General features: G+C 36.6%; 38 protein-coding genes and 2 pseudogenes. 37 read left to right on the forward strand and 3 right to left on the reverse strand.

Annotation, left to right across the window (positions count from 1 at the left end; all coding sequences use genetic code 11):
- From CWB80_RS22580 to CWB80_RS16395, 34 genes and pseudogenes are all read left to right on the forward strand, one after another.
- Window positions 1-356: RHS repeat-associated core domain-containing protein (locus CWB80_RS22580; RefSeq protein WP_171041548.1), on the forward strand; the 356-nt coding region annotated here is incomplete at its 5' end.
- Window positions 349-795, forward strand: coding sequence for a DNA/RNA non-specific endonuclease (locus CWB80_RS16230; RefSeq protein ID WP_171041549.1), 447 nt, complete (start codon window positions 349-351; stop codon window positions 793-795). The genes CWB80_RS22580 and CWB80_RS16230, both read left to right, overlap by 8 nt.
- Before the next feature lie 3 nt (window positions 796-798).
- Window positions 799-1,032, forward strand: a complete 234-nt coding sequence (locus tag CWB80_RS16235) for a hypothetical protein (protein WP_138602032.1) — start codon at window positions 799-801, stop codon at window positions 1,030-1,032.
- Window positions 1,029-1,421, forward strand: coding sequence for a hypothetical protein (locus CWB80_RS16240; protein ID WP_138602030.1), 393 nt, complete (start codon window positions 1,029-1,031; stop codon window positions 1,419-1,421). The genes CWB80_RS16235 and CWB80_RS16240 overlap by 4 nt, the downstream gene beginning before the upstream one ends.
- A gap of 113 nt (window positions 1,422-1,534) precedes the next feature.
- Window positions 1,535-2,035 (forward strand): hypothetical protein, encoded by a 501-nt coding sequence (locus CWB80_RS16245; protein WP_138602028.1) that lies wholly within the window; start codon window positions 1,535-1,537, stop codon window positions 2,033-2,035.
- Between the two features lie 515 nt (window positions 2,036-2,550).
- Window positions 2,551-3,645, forward strand: coding sequence for a polymorphic toxin type 15 domain-containing protein (locus tag CWB80_RS23125; protein ID WP_283235039.1), 1,095 nt, complete (start codon window positions 2,551-2,553; stop codon window positions 3,643-3,645).
- The gene (locus CWB80_RS16260; protein ID WP_249362606.1) at window positions 3,642-4,328 is read left to right on the forward strand and encodes a GAD-like domain-containing protein; all 687 of its coding nucleotides are present in this window, start codon (window positions 3,642-3,644) and stop codon (window positions 4,326-4,328) included. Before CWB80_RS23125 ends, CWB80_RS16260 begins: the two co-directional genes overlap by 4 nt.
- A gap of 284 nt (window positions 4,329-4,612) precedes the next feature.
- The gene (locus tag CWB80_RS16265) at window positions 4,613-5,341 is read left to right on the forward strand and encodes an immunity 49 family protein (protein WP_171041550.1); all 729 of its coding nucleotides are present in this window, start codon (window positions 4,613-4,615) and stop codon (window positions 5,339-5,341) included.
- A gap of 49 nt (window positions 5,342-5,390) precedes the next feature.
- Window positions 5,391-5,632: pseudogene (locus CWB80_RS16270) on the forward strand (N-acetylmuramidase domain-containing protein).
- A complete protein-coding gene (locus CWB80_RS16275) occupies window positions 5,619-6,059 on the forward strand; it encodes a hypothetical protein (RefSeq protein ID WP_138599589.1) in 441 nt (146 codons plus the stop codon). The pseudogene CWB80_RS16270 and the gene CWB80_RS16275 overlap by 14 nt, the downstream one beginning before the upstream one ends.
- A gap of 200 nt (window positions 6,060-6,259) precedes the next feature.
- The gene (locus CWB80_RS16280; protein ID WP_138599588.1) at window positions 6,260-6,742 is read left to right on the forward strand and encodes a DUF6795 domain-containing protein; all 483 of its coding nucleotides are present in this window, start codon (window positions 6,260-6,262) and stop codon (window positions 6,740-6,742) included.
- An 87-nt stretch (window positions 6,743-6,829) separates the two neighbouring features.
- Complete coding sequence (locus CWB80_RS16285; RefSeq protein ID WP_054554041.1) at window positions 6,830-7,141, forward strand: hypothetical protein; 312 nt, start codon at window positions 6,830-6,832, stop codon at window positions 7,139-7,141.
- Between the two features lie 82 nt (window positions 7,142-7,223).
- Window positions 7,224-7,697 (forward strand): hypothetical protein, encoded by a 474-nt coding sequence (locus tag CWB80_RS16290; protein ID WP_138599587.1) that lies wholly within the window; start codon window positions 7,224-7,226, stop codon window positions 7,695-7,697.
- A gap of 115 nt (window positions 7,698-7,812) precedes the next feature.
- Window positions 7,813-8,229, forward strand: coding sequence for a hypothetical protein (locus CWB80_RS16295; protein ID WP_235378318.1), 417 nt, complete (start codon window positions 7,813-7,815; stop codon window positions 8,227-8,229).
- A complete protein-coding gene (locus CWB80_RS16300; protein ID WP_054554038.1) occupies window positions 8,199-8,378 on the forward strand; it encodes a hypothetical protein in 180 nt (59 codons plus the stop codon). Before CWB80_RS16295 ends, CWB80_RS16300 begins: the two co-directional genes overlap by 31 nt.
- A gap of 169 nt (window positions 8,379-8,547) precedes the next feature.
- On the forward strand, window positions 8,548-8,850 hold the full coding sequence (locus CWB80_RS16305; protein WP_268795055.1) for a DNA/RNA non-specific endonuclease: 303 nt from the start codon (window positions 8,548-8,550) through the stop codon (window positions 8,848-8,850).
- A 9-nt stretch (window positions 8,851-8,859) separates the two neighbouring features.
- Window positions 8,860-9,333, forward strand: a complete 474-nt coding sequence (locus tag CWB80_RS16310) for an immunity protein YezG family protein (protein WP_054554036.1) — start codon at window positions 8,860-8,862, stop codon at window positions 9,331-9,333.
- Between the two features lie 880 nt (window positions 9,334-10,213).
- Window positions 10,214-10,897: an RHS repeat-associated core domain-containing protein gene (locus CWB80_RS22970; RefSeq protein WP_283235113.1), complete on the forward strand. Its 684-nt coding sequence runs from the start codon at window positions 10,214-10,216 to the stop codon at window positions 10,895-10,897.
- Window positions 10,897-11,505, forward strand: coding sequence for a hypothetical protein (locus CWB80_RS22975; RefSeq protein WP_249362608.1), 609 nt, complete (start codon window positions 10,897-10,899; stop codon window positions 11,503-11,505). Before CWB80_RS22970 ends, CWB80_RS22975 begins: the two co-directional genes overlap by 1 nt.
- Before the next feature lie 3 nt (window positions 11,506-11,508).
- The gene (locus tag CWB80_RS16325; RefSeq protein ID WP_138599221.1) at window positions 11,509-12,261 is read left to right on the forward strand and encodes an immunity 49 family protein; all 753 of its coding nucleotides are present in this window, start codon (window positions 11,509-11,511) and stop codon (window positions 12,259-12,261) included.
- Between the two features lie 26 nt (window positions 12,262-12,287).
- Entirely contained in the window at window positions 12,288-12,788 is a 501-nt protein-coding gene (locus CWB80_RS16330) for a hypothetical protein (protein ID WP_249362610.1), read from the forward strand.
- Window positions 12,789-12,853: 65 nt separating this feature from the next.
- Window positions 12,854-13,342, forward strand: coding sequence for a hypothetical protein (locus CWB80_RS16335; RefSeq protein WP_138599222.1), 489 nt, complete (start codon window positions 12,854-12,856; stop codon window positions 13,340-13,342).
- 111 nt (window positions 13,343-13,453) lie between these two features.
- Entirely contained in the window at window positions 13,454-13,885 is a 432-nt protein-coding gene (locus CWB80_RS16340) for a peptidoglycan-binding domain-containing protein (RefSeq protein ID WP_212751199.1), read from the forward strand.
- Between the two features lie 129 nt (window positions 13,886-14,014).
- Window positions 14,015-14,458, forward strand: a complete 444-nt coding sequence (locus CWB80_RS16345) for a hypothetical protein (RefSeq protein WP_138599223.1) — start codon at window positions 14,015-14,017, stop codon at window positions 14,456-14,458.
- 489 nt (window positions 14,459-14,947) lie between these two features.
- Window positions 14,948-15,724: a hypothetical protein gene (locus CWB80_RS16350; protein WP_138599224.1), complete on the forward strand. Its 777-nt coding sequence runs from the start codon at window positions 14,948-14,950 to the stop codon at window positions 15,722-15,724.
- 42 nt (window positions 15,725-15,766) lie between these two features.
- Complete coding sequence (locus CWB80_RS16355; RefSeq protein ID WP_138599225.1) at window positions 15,767-16,153, forward strand: immunity protein YezG family protein; 387 nt, start codon at window positions 15,767-15,769, stop codon at window positions 16,151-16,153.
- Window positions 16,146-16,829 (forward strand): GAD-like domain-containing protein, encoded by a 684-nt coding sequence (locus CWB80_RS16360; RefSeq protein WP_138599226.1) that lies wholly within the window; start codon window positions 16,146-16,148, stop codon window positions 16,827-16,829. Before CWB80_RS16355 ends, CWB80_RS16360 begins: the two co-directional genes overlap by 8 nt.
- A 128-nt stretch (window positions 16,830-16,957) precedes the next feature.
- The gene (locus tag CWB80_RS16365) at window positions 16,958-17,203 is read left to right on the forward strand and encodes a hypothetical protein (protein WP_138599227.1); all 246 of its coding nucleotides are present in this window, start codon (window positions 16,958-16,960) and stop codon (window positions 17,201-17,203) included.
- Window positions 17,204-17,214: 11 nt separating this feature from the next.
- Window positions 17,215-17,562: a hypothetical protein gene (locus CWB80_RS16370; protein ID WP_138599228.1), complete on the forward strand. Its 348-nt coding sequence runs from the start codon at window positions 17,215-17,217 to the stop codon at window positions 17,560-17,562.
- 17 nt (window positions 17,563-17,579) lie between these two features.
- Complete coding sequence (locus tag CWB80_RS16375; protein ID WP_138599229.1) at window positions 17,580-18,428, forward strand: immunity 49 family protein; 849 nt, start codon at window positions 17,580-17,582, stop codon at window positions 18,426-18,428.
- 79 nt (window positions 18,429-18,507) lie between these two features.
- A complete protein-coding gene (locus CWB80_RS16380) occupies window positions 18,508-18,954 on the forward strand; it encodes a hypothetical protein (RefSeq protein WP_138599230.1) in 447 nt (148 codons plus the stop codon).
- 125 nt (window positions 18,955-19,079) lie between these two features.
- Window positions 19,080-19,424, forward strand: coding sequence for an immunity protein YezG family protein (locus CWB80_RS16385; protein WP_054554024.1), 345 nt, complete (start codon window positions 19,080-19,082; stop codon window positions 19,422-19,424).
- Window positions 19,414-20,100, forward strand: a complete 687-nt coding sequence (locus tag CWB80_RS16390; RefSeq protein WP_249362612.1) for a GAD-like domain-containing protein — start codon at window positions 19,414-19,416, stop codon at window positions 20,098-20,100. Before CWB80_RS16385 ends, CWB80_RS16390 begins: the two co-directional genes overlap by 11 nt.
- A gap of 164 nt (window positions 20,101-20,264) precedes the next feature.
- Entirely contained in the window at window positions 20,265-21,113 is an 849-nt protein-coding gene (locus CWB80_RS16395) for an immunity 49 family protein (protein WP_138599231.1), read from the forward strand.
- 92 nt (window positions 21,114-21,205) lie between these two features.
- Here the strand turns inward: CWB80_RS16395 and CWB80_RS16400 are convergent.
- Window positions 21,206-21,349: pseudogene (locus CWB80_RS16400) on the reverse strand (MerR family DNA-binding transcriptional regulator); the annotation flags it as partial.
- 76 nt (window positions 21,350-21,425) lie between these two features.
- On the opposite strand from CWB80_RS16400, the gene CWB80_RS16405 reads away from it, so the two are divergent.
- The 3 genes from CWB80_RS16405 to CWB80_RS16415 are packed head-to-tail and all read left to right on the forward strand — an operon-like array spanning window position 21,426 to window position 23,061.
- Window positions 21,426-21,890, forward strand: a complete 465-nt coding sequence (locus CWB80_RS16405) for a flavodoxin family protein (protein WP_054554022.1) — start codon at window positions 21,426-21,428, stop codon at window positions 21,888-21,890.
- Window positions 21,891-21,937: 47 nt separating this feature from the next.
- Complete coding sequence (locus CWB80_RS16410; RefSeq protein ID WP_138599232.1) at window positions 21,938-22,462, forward strand: DsrE family protein; 525 nt, start codon at window positions 21,938-21,940, stop codon at window positions 22,460-22,462.
- Window positions 22,462-23,061, forward strand: a complete 600-nt coding sequence (locus CWB80_RS16415) for an SGNH/GDSL hydrolase family protein (protein WP_138599233.1) — start codon at window positions 22,462-22,464, stop codon at window positions 23,059-23,061. The genes CWB80_RS16410 and CWB80_RS16415 overlap by 1 nt, the downstream gene beginning before the upstream one ends.
- Here CWB80_RS16415 and CWB80_RS16420 read toward each other — a convergent pair.
- Window positions 23,058-23,726, reverse strand: coding sequence for a LytR/AlgR family response regulator transcription factor (locus CWB80_RS16420; RefSeq protein WP_138599234.1), 669 nt, complete (start codon window positions 23,724-23,726; stop codon window positions 23,058-23,060). The genes CWB80_RS16415 and CWB80_RS16420 overlap by 4 nt on opposite strands.
- Window positions 23,719-25,230 (reverse strand): sensor histidine kinase, encoded by a 1,512-nt coding sequence (locus CWB80_RS16425; RefSeq protein WP_249362614.1) that lies wholly within the window; start codon window positions 25,228-25,230, stop codon window positions 23,719-23,721. Before CWB80_RS16425 ends, CWB80_RS16420 begins: the two co-directional genes overlap by 8 nt.
- Window positions 25,231-25,489 lie beyond the last annotated feature (259 nt).

Below are 25,489 nucleotides of genomic sequence, written 5' to 3' on the forward strand. Positions count from 1 at the left end.
GCGGCATAAACCACTACCAATACGCGCCGAATCTGGTTAATTGGGTAGACCCGTTTGGACTTAGTTGTAAGGAAGGGGCTGCCACAGTTTTAAAAATCGATCATGGTAGTGACATGCATTTTGCGATTCAGGTCAAAGCAAAGTTTGATACGACTAAAACTCACCAACATGGTGGTACTGAGGCTGATGGCACTAGAACCAATACACTTATCATCGGTTACGATGAGGAAGATTTTGCAGGTAAATTGATAGAAAAAGCTACAATAAAGTTACCAGATGCGATAGCTGCGATTGATTTACAAAGGCAGCTAATACTCAATAGTGAAATAGCTCTAGATGCAGCTGGTGGTGGATAATTTACAAACACCGCTATATGATGCTGCTACTCAAAGTTGCCTAACGCATGTTTTCGACGTGTTAAAGGCTGGTGGGATAGAAGGTACACCTAAAAACTCTTCTATTCGAGATAAATCAGTCCGTAAATTTGCACGTGATATGATGAATGGGAAGATAGGTGAAGAAGATATTTCAGAAGTTGTGGAAGAGTTTGAGGATAATAAAGCAACTTGGAAAATTGATAGTAAAGGTAGGCCTATTTCAGTTGAGGCAACGTTGAAATCTACTTATCAAGGTAAACGCTCACATGAAGAAAAAAAAGCACAAAGTGAAGCTGGAGGTGAAGATAGGCAAGCTGATGATGATGGCGGTCATTTAGTTGGCCATCGCTTTATGAGTGATCAAGGAACGAAGAACTTATTCCCACAGAATTCTAACTTCAATCGAGGTAGTTATTAGTCGATGGAAAATGAGTGGGCAGATTGGACCGAAGCTGGATTTGAAGTCAAGCTAAAGGTTTTGCTTGAGCCTTCTGGAGCTGCTCGGCCTACTGATATAATTAGTGAGTACGAGGTATGTGACCCAAAAAGTGGTGATGTGGTTTATGAAAAACGACACAAGTTTAATAACCAGAACGGTGAGACTTTTGGGCGGGTTGCTAAGAAAGATATTAAGAAGTTTAAAGGGATTTTATGAATATAAAAGATGAAGCATTAATCGAAATTGCTGGATTATTTTTACGTTGTAAGAAAGTTGTGGAAAATCCTTGGACAGAGTTTGTGTTTATTTTTGAATTTGGTGAAGGGCACATATCTAATTCAGGTTTTTTATACGACGGTGAAAAGGTTAGACCTGCTACAGCTTCAATTGAAGATGAACAATTGCTATTAGATAATACTTTAGACCAACTAAGAGAAGATATTTATCTGCAATGCGGTGAAAAGTTTAATCAACTATTATTTCAAATGGAAAAAGAAACAAAGCGCTTCAAAATTGATTTCGAATTTGATGATCCAAAACGGTGGGTCATTACACCTAGTAATATGTTCGAAATGCGAGAGAAACTCCGTCCTAAGTTTGATTGATTTTAATACAATATTGTAGGAATGAGCTTCAATTTTCAGAATAAACACATATTGTTTTACTTAAGCCTTGTAAGGTTGTTTAAGATGAAACTTTCCAAATTTGGGCGCAGCGCATGAAATCTGATAAAAAATTAAATTTTGCTTTTAATTCAAGTGAAAAAGTGTGTAGTCATTTAAATGACTCCATTAATAAAAAGAGTGAAATAACTCCGAAACCATACATTATAGGTTTTAGCGCTGATCATTATAACTTGGTTTGGTACTGTGAACTTTGTTGTCAACAATATTCCTTACCTGCTCAAGGCGTATTTTTGTTCGACTTTCCAGAGAATCAAGAGGAGTACGATGATCTTGCTTCTTTAAAGGAGCTTTACAGTTTTAAAGATCTTAGGTCATACATTAATAGTTTACACAATTTTAAATCATCGGAAATATGCGATAGTAATCCATTTTTAGCATTTGATAAAAATGAGGGTTCTACACCAAAGTATGTTAATAAAAAACTATTTTACTCACTATCTAGGTTAAATGATGAAAAAGTAGAGCATATAGTTGAAAAAGCCTTAATGGTGCCATTTGGGACTGAGTTTGACTTTGATTATTCAAGTGAATGATAAATATGCAATAAAACCCAAAGGGATTAAACCCTGACTTCGAGAACACCTAGAATTATATAGACAGCAATTATAAATTTATATTTTAGCAACGTACTTAAAAAATATGGACGTTTTAGGTTTATGATGAAACAGCTACTTATTAGCGTTTGTTTGATTTTTACTTTTTCTTGTACCGACGCTTTAAGTAATGATGACAAAACGTATGTCAGCCTTGATGTTATTGAGATGAATGTAGAAAGGGTCAATGACAATTTGTTTCGTTGGCTTAAATTTCATCCTGATAGCGAGTAACCTTGTTTAAGACTAGAGATTTTAGAAGCAGGTAGTAATGCGCTTATCAAAAGAAAGAATATATGTAACGTGTATGATGAAGCGTTATACCTGATTCATCAACCTACCCAGTCGCACTGATTAAACAAGGTGAGCTGTATTACTACCACCTAGACCAACTAAACACCCCACGTTTTGTAACTAATAAAAACGCAGAAGTTGTATGGCAAAACCACGCCGATGTGTACGGCTATGAAGAATCAGAAGCTAATACTGACTTTAATAAAGAAAACAGCTTCACTCAGCCTATACGTTTTCAAGGGCAATATTTTGATGAAGAAAGCGGCCAACATTACAACCGCTACCGCTATTACAGCCCCAAACAACAACGCTTTATAAACCAAGACCCGATAGGCTTAGTGGGTGGCATAAACCATTACCAATATGCGCCGAATCCAGTGAATTGGGTAGATCCGTTTGGACTTAGTTGTAAAGAAACTAAAACAATTGAAGTGCCTGCGTATGATCATAACGACCCTATGGCTGATGCAATAACCCCTGTTGCTATTACACCAGTTGAATGGTTCGTTGAAGGGCTTGCAGATGCTGCCGAGGCAATAAGCCAAATGGTAGATACAGGCGTAACAGCTGCTGGGGTTGCGACTGCGGGTATTGCACTTATACCAGGTAAAGTGGCAGATAAAGCACTCGAGCCTGCGGTTAAAAAGTTAGACGACATTGCAGATGCTGCACAAACAACCCTAACTCAAGCTGCTAAAAAAGCGGCTAGAGAAATGGATTTACATAAAGTTGCCTGTTTCAAAAAGAATAAAAAAGGCACAGATGCTGAGTATGATCGTCAATTGAAAGGCCAGCAAGATGGCATAAATGATATGACGGTTAAAGAGTACTTAGATAATCGTGAGGCATACAATAAAATCGGTCGAAAAGGGACTGGTTCTGCACAGCAAAAAGCAAGAGACAACTTTGAATCAAAGTTATTTAATAAGTATAAGAAAGAGTTAAGAAAAACTGATAGGTTAAGAGGGGAAGAGCTAGAAAGTAGGGCTAATTTTTTAGCAAAACGAGACATGAAAACGCTTAACGCGCTGCATAACCCTGACATGATTGCCGGAGGTTATGATAACGTAGTGGACTTGGGTGATGCGAGCGTCAACAAGTCAATTGGTTCACAGTGGAAGAACAATGGTAAAGATGATGCTGGAAATAAATTAATTTCAAGCCGAGTTGAGGCTATGGATACACAGGCAAAAAAAGCATTAGAAGAACTAGGGCCAGACGCTAAGATGAATGTAGATTTACACAGGTGTAAATGATGAACGAATATTTTGAAGACTTTTATGATTATGCGGGATTTGGCCCTGCGATAAAAACGACAATGCCAAGTAAGGAGACGCTTGACTTTTTTAAAGGCAAACTTCCTGACCGTTTGTTGGAGTACTGGCAACAGTATGGTTTTAGTGGCTGGGGTGATGGTATTTTCTGGCTAGTTAACCCCCAAGATTACCATGAAATTTTACAAACTTGGCTTGAAGACACCGAATTCGCTAAGCGTGAAAACAATGGAATTGATAAATATTATGTAATTGGTCGTGGTGCTTTTGGGGATTTAGTTGTTTGGGGGAGAGCATCGGGGCAAAGTTTGGATATTAATTCAAATTTCGGGATGCTATTTCCAACTGATAGTACAGAAGACTTAGTTGAGGATGGAGAAGAGTTAACCATAGATTTGTTTTTCGCCACTATGAGTAAAGCTCCCTTAGATCAAAAAGACATTAACGAAAAACCTTTGTTTGAGCATGCACTAAAAAACCTAGGCCCATTAGAAGCCGATGAAATGTATGCGTTCGTTCCTGCGTTGGCTCTTGGTGGTGTAAATAAGCTTGAAAATTTGCAGAAAGTAAAAGCGATTGAGCATTTGAATTTTCTAGCTGAATTGGGCGAGAAACGCATAATGGCTGATATTGTCGCTATGTCTAATGAACTACATAAGAAGTAACGCAGTAGCGGTTAATCATTTCAACTAAGTAATATTAAATTGGGTATACCTCGGTGAATTAAATATTTATATATTGAGACCCTATAACAAATAATAACTTTTCTGTTAGTGAAGTTAAAATTTCAGAATTTGATATTGATTAAAGGGAATTAACAGGGTAACAAATGAAAATAGAAAGAATTTACAAACCTAATTTTGAAAGTATACCTCTTGATGAATGGCTAGAATCTCCAAAGAGAAGAATGAAGAAAATTCCTACAAATATAATAAAGCGAAGAGATAATTTGTTAAGCTTTTCAAATTTATTTATTGGTTTTTCTCGCTGGCTTACTTGGGAAGCCCAAAACAATGAAATAGAAAGAGAATCTGCAACAGGTTTACGCTATGCATCTAAAATGTACGCGGCTTTTTTGAAGCTCGCAGAGCATCCAGAGCAAGACATTACATTTAAGATATTCGATTTACCTGAAGTGACTTGGAACGGTAAAGGTATGCTTGAAGCAGGTTATGCGGAACCAGAAGAGTGGCTTGATGCCTACTTTTTAGCGGTGATCACACGTGATTCTGAAAGTATGGACAGCTTATCAAGCTTCCCAGTTGAAATTATGAAACAAAGTGCCACAAAAGCGGATCCTGTTTTGTATAGCTTGGTTGAAGTGTTCCAAGCCTATCACCATCGTCATCCTGATTACCCTAAAATGTTAAATGATACTATGAAAGAGCTAATAGCCGATGGAGATGATTGGTCTCTTCATGTTGGCATGGGGTATTTAGAAACGTTTGCAGCACTCACCACCGACATTGGATTTGACTTCAATGAAACGCTTGAAAAAAATGTTCAGCTACAAGAAAAATATTGGATAAATGCAAGTGGTCCAGACATTGTCCCAGTTGAATCATTTTTACCTCTTCAACTGTTGGGCATGGCATGTATGTGGCGAGATATGGGTAATACTGTAACGGTTGAAAGTGATTCACTACCTCGCTTTTTAATCGAAGGAACCTATTTTTAATATTCACTTATAAGCTTTAAAATCAACTTCATGGGGGCGTTTTCAGATTATGGGTTTTAATTTTAGAGCTGCAGGATTTGCGAGTGTAGAGGCTTTTGTAAAACAATGTTTAATTCGCAAAGGAAGCAGTTAGATGCATTTGTGAACTTCGTTAAAAGTAAAGGTTTAGAAGAGTATCTCAGAACATTGAATTGGGCTGCATTTGCCCAAGGTTACAATGGCTCACAGTACGCCCAAAATAATTATGATATTAAATTAAAAAAGGCCTTTGACAAGTATGATAAAAAATAAGCTTTTTTCTGTTTTGCTCACTTTGCCGCTATTGTGTATTAATGCGTGCCAAGCGAATCCAAGTGACTTTGTTGTTATTTTTAAGTGCCATTCAGATACGCCAACCAAGATCCGTGTGGTAGTTAAGGAGCAGAAAGGCCTTTTTGAACTTGAGCAATTTAGTCATTCGCAATTTAAGCACTCAATGCCTGAAAAAGTAATTGCTATCGGTAAATTTAGCTATCACCGCCCGTTGGTTACAGAACATAGTATGGAGTTTAAAGTCGGTGAAAATAAATTAACACTGAGTGATTATCACAGTGAAGAACTAGGTATGAATATAAAAGAAAAATCGGTCACGTTAGTCCAAGGCGGTAAGAAAGAGTATTGGCTTTGTGATGATTTGAGTTCTAGTCAGTTACCTTCTGTAGATGATTTTAAGAAATAAGGTATTTCCGTTATGGGTTATGGAGATACATTAGGCGAGACTCTGAAAATAACTTGCGCTAGAAAATGACAGGTGGTCGATATTTCCACTTTATAAGTCATTGAAAAAGCAGTATCTAGAAATAGAAATTAGATTCGAAATTACGACTATACAATTTTTAGACGTGAATTAAAGGGAGGTTTAAGCATATGGTTGGCTTAATGAAAAAATACGATGTTCATATGTGCTCTGAGGTTAAGGGTTGTATTTTGAATAATGGAGAGCCGGTAAATGGAGCAAGGATACGTCGTGAGTTAACTTATGCTCACTCAGCTGTTGAAATTGATGAAACGGTAACAGATGCTAATGGCCATTTTTCAATGCCCGAAATATTAATAACGTCAAAAAAGCCTGGTGATATGTTTGTTCATGATGTTGTATTACAGCGCATTACAATTTTAAGTAATGAAGAAACGTATGTTTTATGGAACACAAAACAACTAGGTATTGAACCATTCAAAGAGATAGAAGAAAAATTACTTACTCTGAATGGTGATTTAAGTTCACAAGAAGTGCGATTCACTTTTCCCAATAAGAAAAACCCGAGTTTGGAATTCGATGGGTTAAGTATTTGTAGGTGGGAAAATGATTTTGAAGTTTTTGAGCTTGAAGAGAGTGAAGGATATTTCAGCGATTTTGTCTAATAAAAGTGTATTCAGTGAAATGTTGTCGATATATCAAAATTAAAGAGAGCTCTTGCATTGAGCCGAGTTTTGCAAATAGGAGAAGGTTTGTTTTTTAATGATGAACAAAAGCGTAAAGTTGAACTTTATGCGCTCATATATGTTGCCGTATTTCTTTTACCTTTCCCTATTTCGCTACACTTTGCTGAGTTAGCTAAAATTGGCGGTATATTACTTTGGCTGATTGCTTCTGTAGCGTATATGGTTGCTTATCTAAGGGTGGTGTCAGAATTACCTAAAAAGGATAGGGTTCTAGTTACTTGGAATCAATCTACTTACCTACCACAAGTCATTTTCAAGGTTGCTCCCGTGTTAATCTTTATGCTTGTTTGGTTAATTCTCAGCACAGTTTGGTATTAGCATATGGGATATCGAATGGGTTAAAAATTAATAATCTATAAACCGAGTTCTATTATATTTATTCTAAAAGCAGGAACATTTAATGAATCGCTATGACACTGCTCCAGATCCTTTTAACAAGCCAGTAAAAGTGTGTCGGCATTTAAAAGAGAAGGTTGATAGAAAGGTAAAAATTGATCCAGTACCTTACGTAATAGGAATAACTGATGACTATTATACTTGCTCATGGTTATGTATGGGCTGTATTGAGAAATATAATGTACCAAAGCAAGGCGTTTTTTTATTTCATTTACCAGCAAGTGATGATGGGGATGAACACTTTGTGTTTCTACGTAACTTGAACTTGGACTTAAGCGACATAGAAAGTTGCTTTGATATATTAGGTTTTAAAAAAGCTGATAATTTAAACAACAACCCATTTGAGGCTATAGAAGGAGAATTGACCGTTTATTTAGATTTAAATACTTTCTTTTTGTTATCTGGTATTACTCCAACTATTAATGATGCATATGTTCGAGAAACACTTAAAGTACCATTTGGCTCAATATTAATGTAGTTAGACCCGTTCTTCATACCACACGACATAACAACAACGTTTTATAAACCAAGACCCGATAGGCTTAGTAGGTTGCATAAACCATTATCAATATGCGCCGAATCCGGTGAATTGGGTGGACCCGTTTGGACTTAGTTGTAAGGAAGGTACGTCTACTAATATTTTAACCCCTGTTATAGGTGCGTCAGGGAAAATAGTTGAACATATTTCAAGCGATACAAAGCTGGTCAGGTTTGAAAGCCCATTAGAAAGTACGCCTATGACACCACATGAATCTCCATTTTTCGATGTTTCAAAGGCAATGAAATACGGTTTAAAGCCAGATTATTATCAGGCCCTATTTGCCGCTTCAGAACCAAACTTGGGAGAGCTAACTAAGCTAAGGAAGAAGCAGGGAAATTTTAATAATGATGTGGAGCTAAAAGAAGCAACAGTTGGTGAGTTGTTAGAGAAAAACCTGATGCTAAAGTATTATCTGATTTTAGGTTTAATGATTCTGTTTTGGGTAAAGAGTCTGGCGTATATATTGTAATCACAAACAATCAGCCAGAAAAAACCAAAGAGCAAGAAAAACCGAAAAAACTCAACTTTAAAAAGCCTATAGGTGAGAATGAAACAGTAGATAAGCCAGTTGTAAAAATCCTGGCTGGAAGTGCGTCTGAAAAGCCAAGAGGGAAATGAAGCTGGGCGGAAGAACTTGAAAACCCTAAATCTAACACTATCTATGAGGTAACTTCTATTCATGATGGTCAGCCTGCAATTTATACTTACGAAACAGATGAACAAGGTCGTACAATAAAAGTTAAAGGTAAGCTCACAAAGTCAGCAATAAAAGATCAAACGATAAGAGATAAAAAAACACCGTAGTTCGAAACAAAGTAGCTATGGTTGCGATGATCCAATGTATGATGGTGGGCATTTAATTGGTACACTTTTTCAAGGTCCAGCAGAAAAAATAAACATAGTACCTCAACTAAAAGACCAAAATCGCTTTGCTGAATGGAGAGAAATAGAAAAAGAGTTAGATAAAGATAATGAAGTAGAAGTAGAGATTTCGGTGACATATGATGGTGATAATACTTCGCCGAAGACTCTTTTTGCTACTTATATGGTTGATGATAATGAGCCAATAGAAAAAGAGTTTGATAACTAAGGATACAAAATGTTCGATACAATCGACGATATATACAATCATATAGGGCAAGCGATGTTTGACGCCCTCCCTAATGAATGGGATATAGCCACATTAACATTACTAATGGATAAAGTAGATGTTTCCGTAACGATGTTTCAGAAATATTTGGATAAGAGTGATTCCAAGAGTTACCAATATTTTAGTGTTAATAAACGAAATGGAGTTGCATATGAATCAAAAGTTTCCGATGCTTTCTATGCACTCTTTCATATAATGAAAAAGAATGAAAATGATGTTCCTTGGAATAAAGCACGATTTGAAATGACATCCGAAGGCGACTTCTCAATTGATTTTAAATATGACGAAGATTTTGCTTGGTACAAATCCCTCGATATTGAGAGTCAAGAATATAATGATCTTGACATAGATGTGATAAATCAAATTAAGTCATGGGAAGGTTTACCTGAAAGTTATCCTAGGTATTGGGCAAAACGCTATTAGTGCTTCCAAATGTAGATACATTAACGAGAGCAGATGTATCGGCATTTACTTTAAAATACAATAACTCGGCTGTATTGGAAAAGCACTGGCAGGATAACTATTCTGATAATGCAATGCGATTATGGGAGGAGGTAAAGCAAGCCTATGAAAATAAGGAAGAAAAGTAATATAGTATTGATGAATTAATTTTTGCTCTAAATTATGACTTTGCAGTTATGCCTTACCAAAATGATAATGATGACTTGGGCTTTTATAAATGGATTTTCTTAGAGATTTCTAAATTAAGTTAGAGTTCGTTAAATTCTTTTTTATTTATAAGTCAGATGTCTATTTTAATTTTTACTCTGGTGAGTAAGTACTAAATTTCAGTTGATGTAATTAATAGATAGAATTTTTCGTGTAATAGCAATAAAGCGCCAAGTAAAATGGATGCCACACAGCTCTAACACTGATAACAAAGTAGTGTGTATGTTTTTATGTAGTGAAGAGCATTTTTAAATAATCACAAATAGCATTTTTAAACATGAAAAGGACTTTCATATATCAGCAATAAGAATAACTCAGTCAGTTGGTCTGAGTGGTGTTAATAATCCAGCTGATGTAAAAGCAATACAAACAGCATTAAATAAATTACTTAAATTGCCCCCTTCTATAAACGCATTTGCCGTGGATTGATGTATAGGTTCGCGCCCTGAGAACTCGAAATCGCTCAAAATCCAATGTCAAAATATGTTAAAAAAATCTTACGGTATTACTGGATATTGACTTGAAAGCAAGTGGTTATTAAGGCGAGCTGTATTACTACCACCTAGACCAACTTAACACCCCACGTTTTGTAACTAATAAAAACGCAGAGGTTGTATGGCAAAACCACGCCGATGTGTACGGCTATGAAGAACCAGAAGCTAATGCTGACTTTAATAAAGAAAACAGCTTCACTCAGCCAATACGTTTTCAAGGCCAATATTTTGATAAAGAAAGCGGCCTACACTACAACCGTTACCGCTATTACAGCCCCAAACAACAACGCTTTATAAATCAAGACCCGATAGGCTTAGTGGGTGGCATAAACCATTACCAATATGCGCCGAACCCGGTTAATTGGGTGGATCCGTTTGGACTTAGTTGTAAGGAAGGGGCTGCCACAGTTTTAAAAATCGGTCATGGTAGTGACATGCATTTTGCGATTCAGGTCAAAACAAAGTTTGATACGACTAAAACTCACCAACATGGTGGTACTGAGGCTGATGGCACTAGAACCAATACACTTATCATCGGTTACGATGAGGAAGATTTTGCAGGTAAATCGATTGAGAAATCGACGATTAAGTTACCAAATGCGATAGCTGCAAGTGACTTACAAAGGCAACTACTTAGAGAAGGCGACATGGCTCTTGATAGAGCTGATTGGAATCCAGATAACTTGGATACACCACTATATGATCCTGTTAACCAAAGTTGTTTAACCCATGTATTTGATGTGTTAAAAGCTGGGGGGTTGAGAGTGTTCCTAATAATTCCGACATTGAAGATCGGAAAGTTAGGGTGTTTACACGCAAGTTAATGAAAGGAAAAATTCACTCTCCTAACAAAAAGCCAGAAGAAGATAAGAAAGAGCCTAAATCCGAAGATGCGACTCTTGAAAAACATACCAAAGCAGTTGAAGAGTATAAAAAACACTATGAAACGCGGCTAAAAGACTCAATTGCGGCAGGAGATTCAGCTAGGAGGCAAGGTGCTTTTAAAGCAAAGATTACAGAGGCTAAAGGTGAGCTTGGTGCTTCAATGTATATGGAAAAAGAGTTTTCAGACCCACCTCCTCCAGCCACAATGGAAATGGGCTTTGGCCCAGGTCCAGGAGTCGACCAAGTATGGGCAAAACGAGACGAAAATGGCAAAGTGATAGAGTACTTTGTTGTTGAAGCTAAAGGTCCTGGCGCTAAATTAACGACTGGCGCCAAAAAAGGTGATCAGATGACCGAACGATGGGTTGATAATAGCTTGCAGTCTATGAAAAACTCTAAAAAATACAACGATAAAAATAAATTAGGTAAGAATATTTTAAAAGCTATAAAACTAAAGAGACCAAAAGTTACCAAGCTCGTTATTGAAGCTGAAGAGGTCAATGGTGAAGTTTTAGGTGGTACAATTCAACCACTTCCAGAGGAATAGTAGATGTTAGAACTTAATAATTATGATTTCGAATTTGAAGAGCTTTTTGAAGACGCACCTATGTTTATTGAGGTTAGGCTTGCTGATATTAATAATCCATTAGCTTCTCAAAAAGATAAAAAAGACGCTGCGAGAATACTTTCTGGAGAATACCAGGAGCTTGCATGTGCACATTACGTTTTAGAAAACTATAATGAAGCAAAATTTTACCTAAAAGAAGCGGCACCATTTGCATACTTAACTGGTTTTGATTCAGAGCTAAAAGGGCATAACAATGAGTGGACAATCCAAGGAGAGTTAAATGTCGCTTTATTGTTTGGCGATGAAACAATAATTAATAAATTACGTGAACATGCAGATGACTTTACAATCAGCAGTGTAACTAAGAAAGCGATCTTTTTATATGACCATCTACTAATAAAAATAGGCACAGGCAAAGTGCTTTCCACAAACGAAATAGAAAGCGCACTGACTGAGGCTAAATCAACAAAAGATAAAGATGTACAACAATGCATTGTGCCGCTTGTTGAGGCGATTAAAGGTCTCTGTATAGGTGATAATTTATTATGGCAATCAAGTATTGATAAAGTCATTGCATGGCATACTGATGAATGTAAATACGGCGACTTTAAAGAAGATGGAAATGCGGTCATGTCATTAAATGCGCTTAGCATGGCCAAATTGGGTAAAGATATGCATGGCTGGCAGTGTCAAACAGACTCACTTTATTTACCGTTATATTTAATTAACGATTAAATTTTTAGCACTAATTTAGAGAAGAAATGATGAGTAATGTGATTAATCTTTTTATTGTTGATGAAGCTGTCTATCCCACAACCTCGAAATTAAACGATGAGCAAACGTATCAAGCGTTAATTGATATTACTCAGGATGAAGCGACAAGATGGCAATCAATAGAGCTTAATATGCGAGCATTTATTCCTGCTATAGAGTTACTTGATGCTGTTGTGGGTGGCCAAGGGTTACTGCCGGTAAGTACTTTTCATTATTATCCTCATAAATTAATTGGACCAGATGCTAACATCAGTGGTTCATTTGGCTTTTTTTCGAGTGAAATGGTGCAAGACCTATTCCCTTTATTAGAAAAGTATTTTGAAGTCGATATAGAGAACAGTGAAAATAAAGCGTTAGTAGATAGTATCGAGCATAGGGCTGGTGAACTTGACCCGCAAGCTTATGAAATAGTCCGCGACCGCTACTTTGTTACGTTTAGAGATGCCTCAAAGCAAAATAAATCTATCGTGGTATTGATTGAAGAGTAAAATCTACACTGTTTATTTTGCAAAGATTCTTTATATATGCCTGTTTAGGTGAAAGCGGGGACACAATGCCTACAAAAGAAGAGATAGATAAATTCATTACAGCACAAAAAGTTTGCAGTCATTTAGCAAAAAGTATTGTAAATAAAAGCAGGATAAAGCCGATTCCATATGCAATTGATTTCCTAGATGATAGCTATGATTTAACTTGGTACTGCGATGAATGTGCTAAAAAGTATCACTTACCAGAAAACGGAGTTTTTTTATACCATTACCCAGAAGATGATGAAGAGATAACTAATTTCGTAAAAAGGCTGGGCGATTTAAAAAGCCTCGAATTTCAAGTAAGTAAATTAAAAGGTTTTAAAGTGTCTGAGAACTATGATAACTCACCTTTTGCACAGTTCAGTAGGGATGAAGCTGAAAAACCATCACTTTTTAGTAAAGAGCAATTTAATTCATTCTCGGGGTTAAATGATGAGAAAGTAAGGCATATGGTTGAAAAAGCTTTAGTGGTCCCATTTGGCACTGAAGTTAACTTAGAGGGTTCAAATTAGCAATTAATCTGCAAGACATTGTATTTATTGCAGAACTTAATAACACTCATAAACTCAGTTATTTCTGAGAAGATTTTTAAATAAGACACTACTATAGAAAAGGACTTTCATATGTCAGCAATAAGAATAACCCAATCTGTTGGACTAGGTGGCGTTAATACCCCAGCCTATGTTAAAACAGTTCAAACCGCTTTAAATAAATTACTAAAACTTATCTCACCAACAAAAGTGTTGGTTGTGGATGGGCGTCTAGGTTTCCGCCCAGACAACTCGAAAACAGTTGCTGCAATTAAACAGTTTCAAAGCAAAGTTGAAGGTATGGTGCGTCCAGGTGGAAAAATAGACCCAAATGGCCGAACTCACAAAAAGATCAACGAGAAACTAGCGGGTTTGGCCTTGCTAAGTAAAGTTAAAACGCCTCTAACTATGCTAGTGACAACTGCGTTTTGGATGAAAACAGCATTTGCTGAAGTTGGAGAGACAGAATTTGCTGGCAAAAAAGCAAATCCACGTATCTTAGAGTATTTCAAGGCATCAAAGTAACAGTGTTAATGTAGCAAAGTATAAAAAGGATGTATGGGATAACTTTGTAGTTCCGACTAGCTTTGATTCATTGTCAGCGAGTTTGCCTATTTATACACAAAATGCATCAGTTGCAGGAAGTGAGGCCTAATGAAAAAAATATTTATTATTGTATTTGCTTTTGTGGCTTTAACTAAGCCTGTATTAGCTAAAGTTACTGAAAGCTTAGAGTTAAATGAGTTCAAAGTAGCATCAGAAAGTGTTCAGTTTCTTGCGAAAGTTAAAATCACTAAAGTAGAGGCTTTTCAAGAAGATGATAATTCGGAAAAGCATGTTTATTATGCGGATGTACTCTCTACTTACAAAGGCAAACCTATCAAGAGCTTAAACTATGATATGTATGTTGAGGCTGGGGAAGATGTTATTTTTAATTCAGAGCCTGTCTATATAGCACTTTGTGTTGATGAAAGTGGAAATTTTTACTGGCCAGGTACAGGGTCTGAATTTAAATCGTCATTAGCTATTGAGTCTTGGTTGACCGAACATAAAAAAGAGGTAGCTACAATAAGCGACAGCATTGGTTGGTGTAAATGATGTCTAAGAGCTCACTGAAGAGCTTTGATTAATGGATAGAGAAATACTATGAGTGAAATAAACACGGATGTTAACTATAAAACAATGGCAGGAAATGCCCGTTTGGTGATAATTGCAGAGCCTAGTCATAATCCATTCAAGAAAGGGGACTTTCATACGTTCTCCTTTTCCTTCTTGTATGATTCATCTTTCTGAATAAAACTGATTGAGAAATAGTATGTTCAGAGTTATTTTTTCTGTGTGTTTGCGCTTCTCCTATTTGTTTCTGGCTCAATATTGGGTAATTTAATAGATATTAATGATTCTGACTTAACGTGAGAAGTAGCTGCAAAAGTTTGATTAATGCATCTGAAAAATTAGCGCTTTGGTGCGAGAAAACGATTGGGATAGAATACTGGATTCTTTAAAAACATTAAGTATGTATATTGGAAATGGTTCTCTTTTAATTGCTGATGCGAAAAAGTGGGATAAAAAATACAAGGATGGTTTATGTCATTAATGAATGCGTGCATTTTAATGCTGCTGTTACAGCCATTGTTTGTATATTTAGCATTATTTAAGAAATCAACAGGAAGTGGGATTAAATCAGTCGATAATGATGATGCTAGTTATTTATTTATCGCTCCAGGTTTGTCGGTCTTTTATATTGAACAATTTCCTGAAGCCTTGCTTTTCTTTACAAGTATATGCTTGCTGGGCCTTTTTCTGGCCAAAATAGTTGAAAGTAAAGCCAATAAACCTTTAACGAAAAATGATGCAATAGGTTTTACAATTTCTAGCTTTCTTTTTTTTGGTGTTTTAAAAATAGTTATATTCACCATTTCAACTTATTTTTTCGCTGATGTAACGGCAGAAAATACAGCGTCAGCAAATCAGATAGAAGCAGGCTCTGAACAATCAATACTTGAGTATTTAAGCATTGAATTTTTGTATAAACAACTTTGGCCTAGTTTTTACTGCTTATGTGGCATGTTAAGTTGCTATTTATTAAGTCGGCTATCAGCTTCGCTTTTCGATATTGCTAGCTTACTCCTTTACCCGTTGGCATTTTTAGCAAGTTTCTTACCTCTTTTTGGTGATAGTTATATTCTTTGTATGTTTCTGAACTTTTTCATTTATTTATTTGGTTGTAGTTTATGTATAAGAAGTCAGTCTGACCCATCAAGCTCAGGAGTCGCTATAGTTTATGGCTATATCTTTATGATGGGCATTGGAATGAGTGTCTTTATTAAACTTATTTACGAAATAATCAAGCTGCTAAGTTAGGTTTAAAGCGCCTCGGTAAATTTGTTGTGCGCTATAACATAGATGGAAAGCCATCAAAACGAATATTTAAAAATAAGTCTGGAGGTTAAGGTGGGAAAGCGAGAGATACAAGATATCTATTTATCTATTGCAAGAGGTATGACAGAGAGTATCAATGTAGATTGGGAACAAGCAAGCATCGATATTGAGTGGTTTGTTGATGCAGGCGATTTCTCTGGACAATATCAAAACGGTGAATCTGTTAGTTATTTTGAGGTTGATGATAATATTTTTGATGATGTTGAAGAGCTACATGAAATAACTACTGAAAATGATTCGAACATGTGGAATCGTGCTGTCTTTCATCTGAAACCAACTGGTGAATTCAATATTGATTTTTCATGGGATCAAGAATTGGCAGATGAAATAGAACGGTTAAATGATGAATAAGTTTTTTGATAATTTTTATAATTTTAAAGGCTTTGGCCCCGCGATAAAAGCGACAATGCCAACCAATGAAACGCTTGAACTTTTTAAAGGCAAACTTCCTGAGCGTTTGTTGGAATACTGGCAAGAATATGGCTTTTGTGGCTGGGGTGATGGCATTCTCTGGCTAGTAAATCCAGAAGATTACCATGATATTTTACAAACTTGGCTTGAAGATACTGAGTTTGCAGAACGAGAAAAAGCCGGTATTGATAATTATTATGTGATAGGTCGAAGCTCTTTTGGAAAGCTCATTGTTTGGGGGAAGACATCTGGTCAAAGTATTACCATTAATCCAAGTTTTGGTATGATTTTCCCTACTGATGGCACTTCGGACTTAAATGAGGATGGAGAAGATTTAACGGTAGATTTATTTTTTGCTATTATGCGAAAGGATGCATTAGAGCAACAAGACATTAACGAAAAGCCTTTGTTTGAGCAAGCACTTAATAAACTTGGCATGTTAGAAGCTGATGAAATGTATGCATTCGTTCCTGCGTTGGCTCTTGGTGGTGTAAATAAGCTTGAAAATTTGCAGAAAGTAAAAGCGATTGAGCATTTGAATTTTCTAGCTGAATTGGGCGAGAAACGCATAATGGCTGATATTGTCGCTATGTCTAATGAACTACATAAGAAGTAACGCTGTAGCGGTTAATCATTTCAACTAAGTAATATTAAATTGGGTATCCATCTGGTACTAAATAAGCCATTTTGTTGAACGTTAATATGAAATGGCTTTGAAAATAAATACATGAAAAGGACTTTCATATGTCAGCAATAAGAATAACTCAGTCAGTTGGTCTGAGTGGTGTTAATAATCCAGCTGATGTAAAAGCAATACAAACAGCATTAAATAAATTACTTAAATTGCTCCCTTCTATAAACGCATTGGTCGTGGACGGGCGTTTAGGTTCCCGCCCAGAAAACTCAAAATCGTTCAAAATCCAATGTCAAAATATGTTAAAAATTCTTACGGTATTACTTGATATTGACTTGAAAGCAAGAGGTTATTAAGGCGAACTGTATTGCTACCATCTAGACCAACTAAATACCCCACGTTTGTTACCAGCAATAATGCAGCGGGGGATGTAATAATCGTTGAGGCTAAAGGCGGCAAGAGCCCACTGGGTAAGAAGCAAATTGGTGATAAGGATTATCAGCAAGGAACACGTGAATATGCTGAAACAATTACTGAGAATATGGATAAAAAAGGGACGGCAACTGATATTAAAGCTACAAAAGCAATTAATAAAGCTACTAGCAGAAAGAAAAATGAAATTAAATATTTGCACATAGAAACTCCTATCTATAAGACAGAACAAGGCTCAATAGTTAAGGAAGTGAAAATATCAGAGTTTGATATTGGTAATTAATAGTTAAAAGGTGAAAAATGAAAATTGAAAGGGTTTGTATTCCTAATTTTGAAAATGTGTCCCTAAATGAAAGATTGGAGTTTCCTAGAGAAGAAATCGATGAAACTCCAGACTTCTTTGGTGATTATCGTGATAACCTTTTAAAGTGTGCGAAAGATAGGTTGAATTTAGCTCGTTGGCTTACTTGGGAAGTCCAAACCAATAAAATAGAAAGAGAATCTGCAACAGGTTTGCGCTATGCTGCAAAAATGTACGCGGCTTTTTTGAAGCTCGCAGAGTATCCCGAGCAAGACTTTACGTTTAAGATCTTCGATTTACCTGCAGTGACTTGGAACGGTAAAGGTATGCTTGAAGCGGGTTATGCGGAACCAGAAGAGTGGCTTGATGCCTATTTTTTAGCGGTGATCACGCGCGATTTCGAAAGTATGGATAGCTTAGCGAACTTCCCCGTTGAAATTATGAAACACAGTGCCACAAAAGCGGATCCTGTTTTGTATAGCTTGGTTGAAGTGTTCCAAGCCTATCACCATCGTCATCCTGATTACCCTAAAATGTTAAATGATACTATGAAAGAGCTAATAGCTGATGGAGATGATTGGTCTCTTCATGTTGGCATGGGGTATTTAGAAACGTTTGCAGCACTCACCACCGACATTGGGTTTGACTTCAATGAAACGCTTGCAAAAAATGTTCAGCTACAAGAAAAATATTGGATAAATGCAAGTGGTCCAGACACTGTCCCGGTTGAATCATTTTTACCTCTTCAACTGTTGGGCATGGCATGTATGTGGCGAGATATGGGTAATACTGTAACGGTTGAAAGTGATTCACTACCTCGCTCTTTAATCGAAGGAACCTATTTTTAGTATTCACTTATAAGCTTTAAAAGTAACGACTTAAAAACCTAAAAACCAGGCACGTATTAAATAAATTCTTAGGTGTATGATGAAACAATTGATTATTAGCGTTTGTTTGATTTTTACTTTTTCTTGTACCGACGCTTTAAGTAATGATGACAAAACGTATGTTAGCCTTGATGTTATTGAGATGAATGTAGAAAGGGTCAATGACAATTTGTTTCGTTGGCTTAAATTTCATCCTGATAGCGAGTTCCCTTGTTTAAGACTAGAGATTCTAGAAGCGGGTAGTAATGCGCTTATCAAACGAAATAATATATGTAACGTGTATGATGAAGCGTTAAAAGTGACACATGATTTTAAAAAGTTAACATTTTTAGATATCTACAATCTGAATGTTAATTCACAAACTCTGACATTTGATTTAGAACTCTCTTTGTTGGGTCAGAATGTAGTTAATATGAATTGTTCAATTAAGATTGAAAATACAGATTTTTCTCCACTTGAGTGTCACCGTTTAGAGGTGGAGGAATAGCCAGCGGCTGGATTGATGCTAGCTGCTATAAGAATACGTAAGAAACCTTACAAGTTCGTAGTTGAGCACAAAGTTGATGACGAGTTAGATACTGTAAATTTTAAGATTTAACTTGAAGGTTAATTATGGCAAATACAATAAATGATATATATCAATCAATAGCCGAAGATATTTTTGGAAAAATTCAAGATGAATGGACAGAAGCTTGCTTGTATGTCGAATATTATGGAGATTCAACTAAGTTTAAAGGACTGTACGCGAAGAATGAAAATGATAAGCCCAGTATTCAATTTAGAATCAAACATACATTATTTGATAGCTTTGAAGAACTGCATGAAATTATGACTGAAAATGATTCGAACAAGTGGAATCGTGCTGTATTTAATCTAAAGCCAACAGGTGAATTCAATATTGATTTTTCATGGGGTCAAGAATTGGCAGATGAAATAGAGCGACTGAATGATGAATAAATTTTTCGATAACTTTTACAATTATGCGGGATTTGGTCCCGCGATAAAAGCGACAATGCCAACACAAGAGACACTTGACTTTTTTAAAGATAAGCTCCCTGAGCGCTTATTGGAATACTGGCAAGAGTATGGTTTTTGTGGCTGGGGTAATGGCATTTTTTGGATTGTTAACCCACAGGATTACCATGAAATTTTACAAACTTGGCTTGAGGGTACCGAATTCGCTGAACGCGAAAACAATGGAGTTGATAAATATTATGTAATTGGTCGCGGTGCTTTTGGAAATTTACTTATTTGGGGGAAAACATCAGGTCAGAGTATAGATGTTAATTCAAACTTTGGAATGATTTTTCCAACAGATTACTCTGAAAAATTAAAGGAGCGAGGGGAGGAACGTTCAATTGACTTATTTTTTGCAGTTCGAAGAAAAGAGTCATTTGATCAAAAAGACATTAACGAAAAACCTTTGTTTGAGCAAGCATTAAAAAACCTAGGCCCATTAGAAGCCGATGAAATGTATGCGTTCGTTCCTGCGTTGGCGCTTGGTGGTGTGAATAAGCTTGAAAATTTGCAGAAAGTAAAAGCGATTGAGCATTTGAATTTTCTAGCTGAATTGGGCGAGAAACGCATAATGGCTGATATTGTCGCTATGTCTAATGAATTACATAACAAGTAACGCTGTAGCGGTTAATCATTTCAACTAAGTAATATTAAATTGAGTATACCTCGGTGAATTAAATATTTATATATTGAGACCCTATAACAAATAATAACTTTTCTGTTAGTGAAGTTAAAATTTCAGAATTTGATATTGATTAAAGGGAATTAACAGGGTAACAAATGAAAATAGAAAGGGTTTGTATTCCTAAGTTTGAAAATGTGTCCCTAAATGAAAGATTGGAGTTTCCTAGAGAAGAAATCGATGAAACTCCAGACTTCTTTGGTGATTATCGTGATAACCTTTTAAAGTGTGCAAAAGATAGGTTGGATTTAGCTCGTTGGCTCACTTGGGAAGTCCAAACCAATGAAATAGAAAAAGAGTCTGCATCAGGTTTACGCTATGCATCTAAAATGTACGCGGCTTTTTTGAAGCTCGCAGAGCATCCCGAGCAAGACATTACGTTTAAGATATTCGATTTACCTGCAGTGACTTGGAATGGGCTAGGAATGTTAGAAGATGGTCGTGCTCACCCAAGTCAATGGCTTGATGCCTATTTTTTAGCTGTGATCACGCGCGATTCTGAAAGTATGGATAGCTTAGCGAACTTCCCCGTTGAAATTATGAAACAAAGTGCCACAAAAGCAGGGCCTGTTTCATATAAGTTAGTCGAAGTATTTCAAGCTTTCCATCACAGGCAAGATAATTATCCATCGTTACTCAACCAGTGTATGAAAATGGCAGTAGATCAAGGTAACGATTGGGCACTGGGTATAGCAATGGGGTATTTAGAAACGTTTGCAGCACTCACCACCGATATTGGGTTTGACTTCAATGAAACGCTTGCAAAAAATATTCAGCTGCAAGAAAAATATTGGATAAATGCAAGTGGCCCAGACACTGTCCCGGTTGAATCATTTTTACCTCTTCAACTGTTGGGCATGGCATGTATGTGGCGAGATATGGGTAATACTGTAACGGTTGAAAGTGATTCACTACCTCGCTTTTTAATCGAAGGAACCTATTTTTAATATTCACTTATAAGCTTTAAAAGTAACTCCTTAAAAACCTAAAAACAAACAAGCACGCATTTCAAATGATGAGTGTTTGACTACATTTAACCGTAGTTGGTTTGCGCAGCTTTTTTACGCCAGCTGCGAATAAGCCCTTTTGACTCATAAAAATGCAAGGTCGAAACTTTTACACCACTGCGTTTTGCCACAAAGCCAACCGCTAGGTTTGCATCAATAAGTTTTTTATCTGACATAATTTGCTCCAAGGTGTTGACCTAAAGTTAGCTTGAGGTTTTACGCTGCACACATCATAAAAAAGGAGTGATAGTCATGCAACAAAAACCAACAACAAACACGGTAATTATTTATTCAAGTGCACGAAAAACGGGTAACACGAGCTTACAAGTTAATGATTATAAAACCCAATATGGCGGCGATGTAGTATGTCTAGATGACTATGTTATCTCGCCTTATTGCTACGATAAGCAATATAAAAATGATGATTTTTATGCGGTATTTGAAGCGCTGTTGAATTATCAACACTGGGTACTGGCATCGCCAGTGTATTGGTATAACACCACACCGCAGTTTAAAGCATTTTTAGACCGGATTACTGACTACATGGATGATGACGCACTCAGGCCAAAACTGAGAACACTGCGTGAAAAGCAGTTTTCATTGCTCTCAAATGCAGGGTCTGCTCACGCACCTAACGCGTTTATCGAGATGTTTAAAAACACCTTTAATTACTTAGGCATGACCTTCAAAGCACATCAACATATTGATGCTAGTTAAACGCGTTTAAACAAGGTAGGCTAGAGTAAAAAGCAACAGGAACTTTTATGAAATCAACACTGTTAGGTTTATCTTTAGCCTTGTTATCTTCGTTTAGTCATGCAGAGCAAGCTGAGCCCGCGATCAAAGGTTTTGGTTATTATTATGACGTGCCAAACCATGCAGAAATCTCTGAACAAACGGTTTTTAAAGTGGCATTTGATGTAGCTGATGCGGCAGAAAAAGGGGCGCAGAATAACAATATGAACTCATTAGCACGGTTCATTAATATGCACATAGCCCATGGTGTGAAGCCTGAGAACATTCAACTTGCTTTGATTGTGCATGGTGGCGCAAGTGTTGATGTACTGGAAAACAGTTTTTATAAACAGCGCTTTGCCAGTGACAATAAAAATCAGCAATTGATCTCACAATTGTTGGCACATAATACCGTTGTGTATGTGTGTGGGCAGTCTGCAACGCACATGAAGGTAAAGCAGCAACAGCTTATTCCTGGTGTGCAAATGGCGTTATCGGCAATGACCGCGCATGCACAGTTGCAGCAACAAGGTTACACATTGAATCCATTTTAATGAATATCTTATGTTTTGGTGACTCAAACACCTATGGTATTTCCCCCGTCGATGGTAAGCGCTTTGCAGCCGATGAGCGCTGGCCTAGTTTACTGGGTATTAAATTAGGTGCCGGCTACCAAGTGATTGAAGCCGGCCAGCCCAATCGTACACTGGTGAACGACCCACCTTTTAGTGGTGATAAACTGGGCATTAAATACCTAGAGCCTTACCTAGCGGCTTATCATTTAGATGTGATTGTTATTCAGCTCGGCACGAATGATTTAAAGCGCCGTTTTGCGCTGTCGGTTGTTGATATTGCCAACGCACTAGAAGCACTTATTTTAGATATAAAAAACTATTATCGGCACCGTGAATTACCCAAAATAATAATTTTGAGCCCGCCAGCGGTGTATGAGGTTGGCGCGTATAAATCTATTTATGCAGGAGCAGAGCTAAAAGCAAAACGGTTAGTGGAAGAGTTTAAAAATGTTGCTGACAGCAACAACTGCTGTTTCGTTAACTGCTTTGAATTAATAACACCATGTTCTTCAGAAGGCGTTCATTGGCCAAGCTCACAGCATAAGACACTTGTAGATCACTTGAGAAGTTGTCTCTAAAGTAAAACTTTGCTGTGTTCTTTAAATGATTTACCAATTTTTATCTTATCACCAGTATCTAGCTCTACATGTTCGTTCGTAACGGCTATGACTCTGCTGTTATTCACTATGTATGATTTATGGATTTGAGTGAATGAGCTTAATAGCTGCTCTAAGATCTGTTTTAGGGTTGTTGTTGCGAGGATCGTTTGGTCTTCTTGGTGTACTTTTACATAATTTCCATACGCTTCAATGTATTCAATTGTATCTAAGCTAAGCTTGCGTTTTTCGCGATCTACTTTTAGGGTGATTGTTTTACTTTTCGGCGTTTGGGAAATACGTTCACGGACTTTATTTATTGCTTGCTGTAAACGTTGTGCAGATACAGGTTTGAGTAAATAATCAGTAACATTTAGCTCGTAACCTGCGAGTGCATATTCTTCATAAGCACTCACAATGATAATTTGAGGCGGGTTAGCGAGTGATTGAATGAGTTCTAACCCTGACAACTCTGGCATGTTTATATCTAAAAAAACGACATCAATAGTTGATTTTGCTAATTGGTACAAAGCATCTTTTGCGCTGAAATGCTGAGAAACTACTTTGATATCTGAATACGACTCTAAATGATGAAGAATTACTTGATGAGCAAGTGGTTCATCATCAACAATAATTGCTTTAATCATTTGATAATTCCAAGGAGAGGGTGGTTTGCCAAAGTCCATTGTGATTATGCACCAATAAAGTATGTTTTTCTGGATATAGAAGCTCTAAACGGCGCCTTAAATTGTTTAGCCCCATGCCTGAATTATCATTATTGTTTTTGCGAGGAATGCTATTTTCGCAATATAACGTTAAAGCGTTGCCATTTAAGGATAGTTTTATCGTTACTTCAGCGTTTTCTTGTGCGTGTTCAACACCGTACTTTATGGTGTTTTCGATTAAAATAATAAGAAGCAGTGGCGCTATATAAAGAGGGTGACTAGTTTCAGGCCATGCTAGGTTAAATCTACAGTTATTTGCATGCCTTATCTTGTGCAGTTCAAGAAAGTTTTTAATGTAATTTAGCTCTTTTTCGAGTAGAACAAATGGTTTTTGCCCTTCATAGACGGTGTATCTCAGTAAGTCAGCCAGCTGTAATACCAATTCAGGTGTCTTTTCTGATTTTGTTAATGCAAGTGCATATAAGTTATTTAAAGTATTAAATAAAAAGTGCGGATTAATTTGCTGCTGCAGTAGCTTTAGTTCTGTTTTTATTTGCTGTTTGGCAATTTCTTCTAATTTATGATGGTGCTGCTGGCGTTCAAACGCCAAGATAATGGGTGTAGAGATACTTAAAAATAAAAACATAAACTGATAATTGTACTTATTGATAATGTCTAGGTTGCCTCCCGGAGTTAGATTGGCAACATTTGAGGGTAAGTCATTAACAGGCAATGTAAGCACAATAGCGGCAAGTAATGGTGTTAAAACAACCATGCTAATTAAGCATGCAGATACAAAAATGAGCACTCCATGCTTGGCTAAGAATTGACGTATTAAAATGTAACGATTAAATAAAAAAGTGCCGTGTACAATAATTGCGTAGACCAAAAGCTGAGAAAAATACCAAATAAATTGATTATAGTTTGTAAGTAGCTTTTGAGTATCAAATATCAATGCAAAGGGTTGATTTAGCAAAGGTTCGTTATGGCTGTTGAGTATGCCAGCCATGACAAAGGCCCAGCCAAAACATATAACAAAAACAACTTTATTTAATGTAAACAAAGAGCTCATCCAACTGGTTAATTTGGATTTTTGGTTCTTCTTAAAGCGTTGGGATGAAAGCCAAAGTAAACTTGCTAGACTGCACAGTAACCAACATTGCTCTTGTAAGTAGTGCCATTTATCATAAAGTGGCAAGCTGTTGCTTAACAGATAAATGAGTATTGGGTAACCAATAAACCCAGATAACCACCATATTGAATCCTGCTTTGAAGAATGCTGTGATGCCATCCAGTGAGCGATTAAGAAAGGGATACACTCAAATATTAGCTGTAAATTTACTGTTAGATAAGTACTGGGTGAATCAATTCTCAGCGAAAGATAGCGAATATGACTTTCAAGTAGTATCGCAGCGATTAATGGTAGTAGAGCAACCATGTTTTTTGTGTTTTTAGGTGATGATAAATAGCTAATAGCTGCCAGCAAAATCTACTCCGTTCAGTTTTTATTTTTGCAACGTACACTGTTGTTTTTTCGAACATTTATATATTACCCTAATTTCTAAATAATGTGGAAACTGAGGGAGTAATACTCTGATTAAGCGTTATAATGGATTTAGCTTAACGTTTTTATTTCTTTATTCATCCACATCTTGATGAAAGTTCTTTTTTTGATGACGAAATAAGAGTTTTTGCTTTCATCATCAAACTTGACTCATTGATCATTACTTCGTAGCAGCGAGCTT

The organism is Pseudoalteromonas sp. S1650, assembly GCF_005887195.1.
In the GTDB taxonomy this organism is placed as follows: Bacteria; Pseudomonadota; Gammaproteobacteria; order Enterobacterales; family Alteromonadaceae; genus Pseudoalteromonas; species Pseudoalteromonas simplex.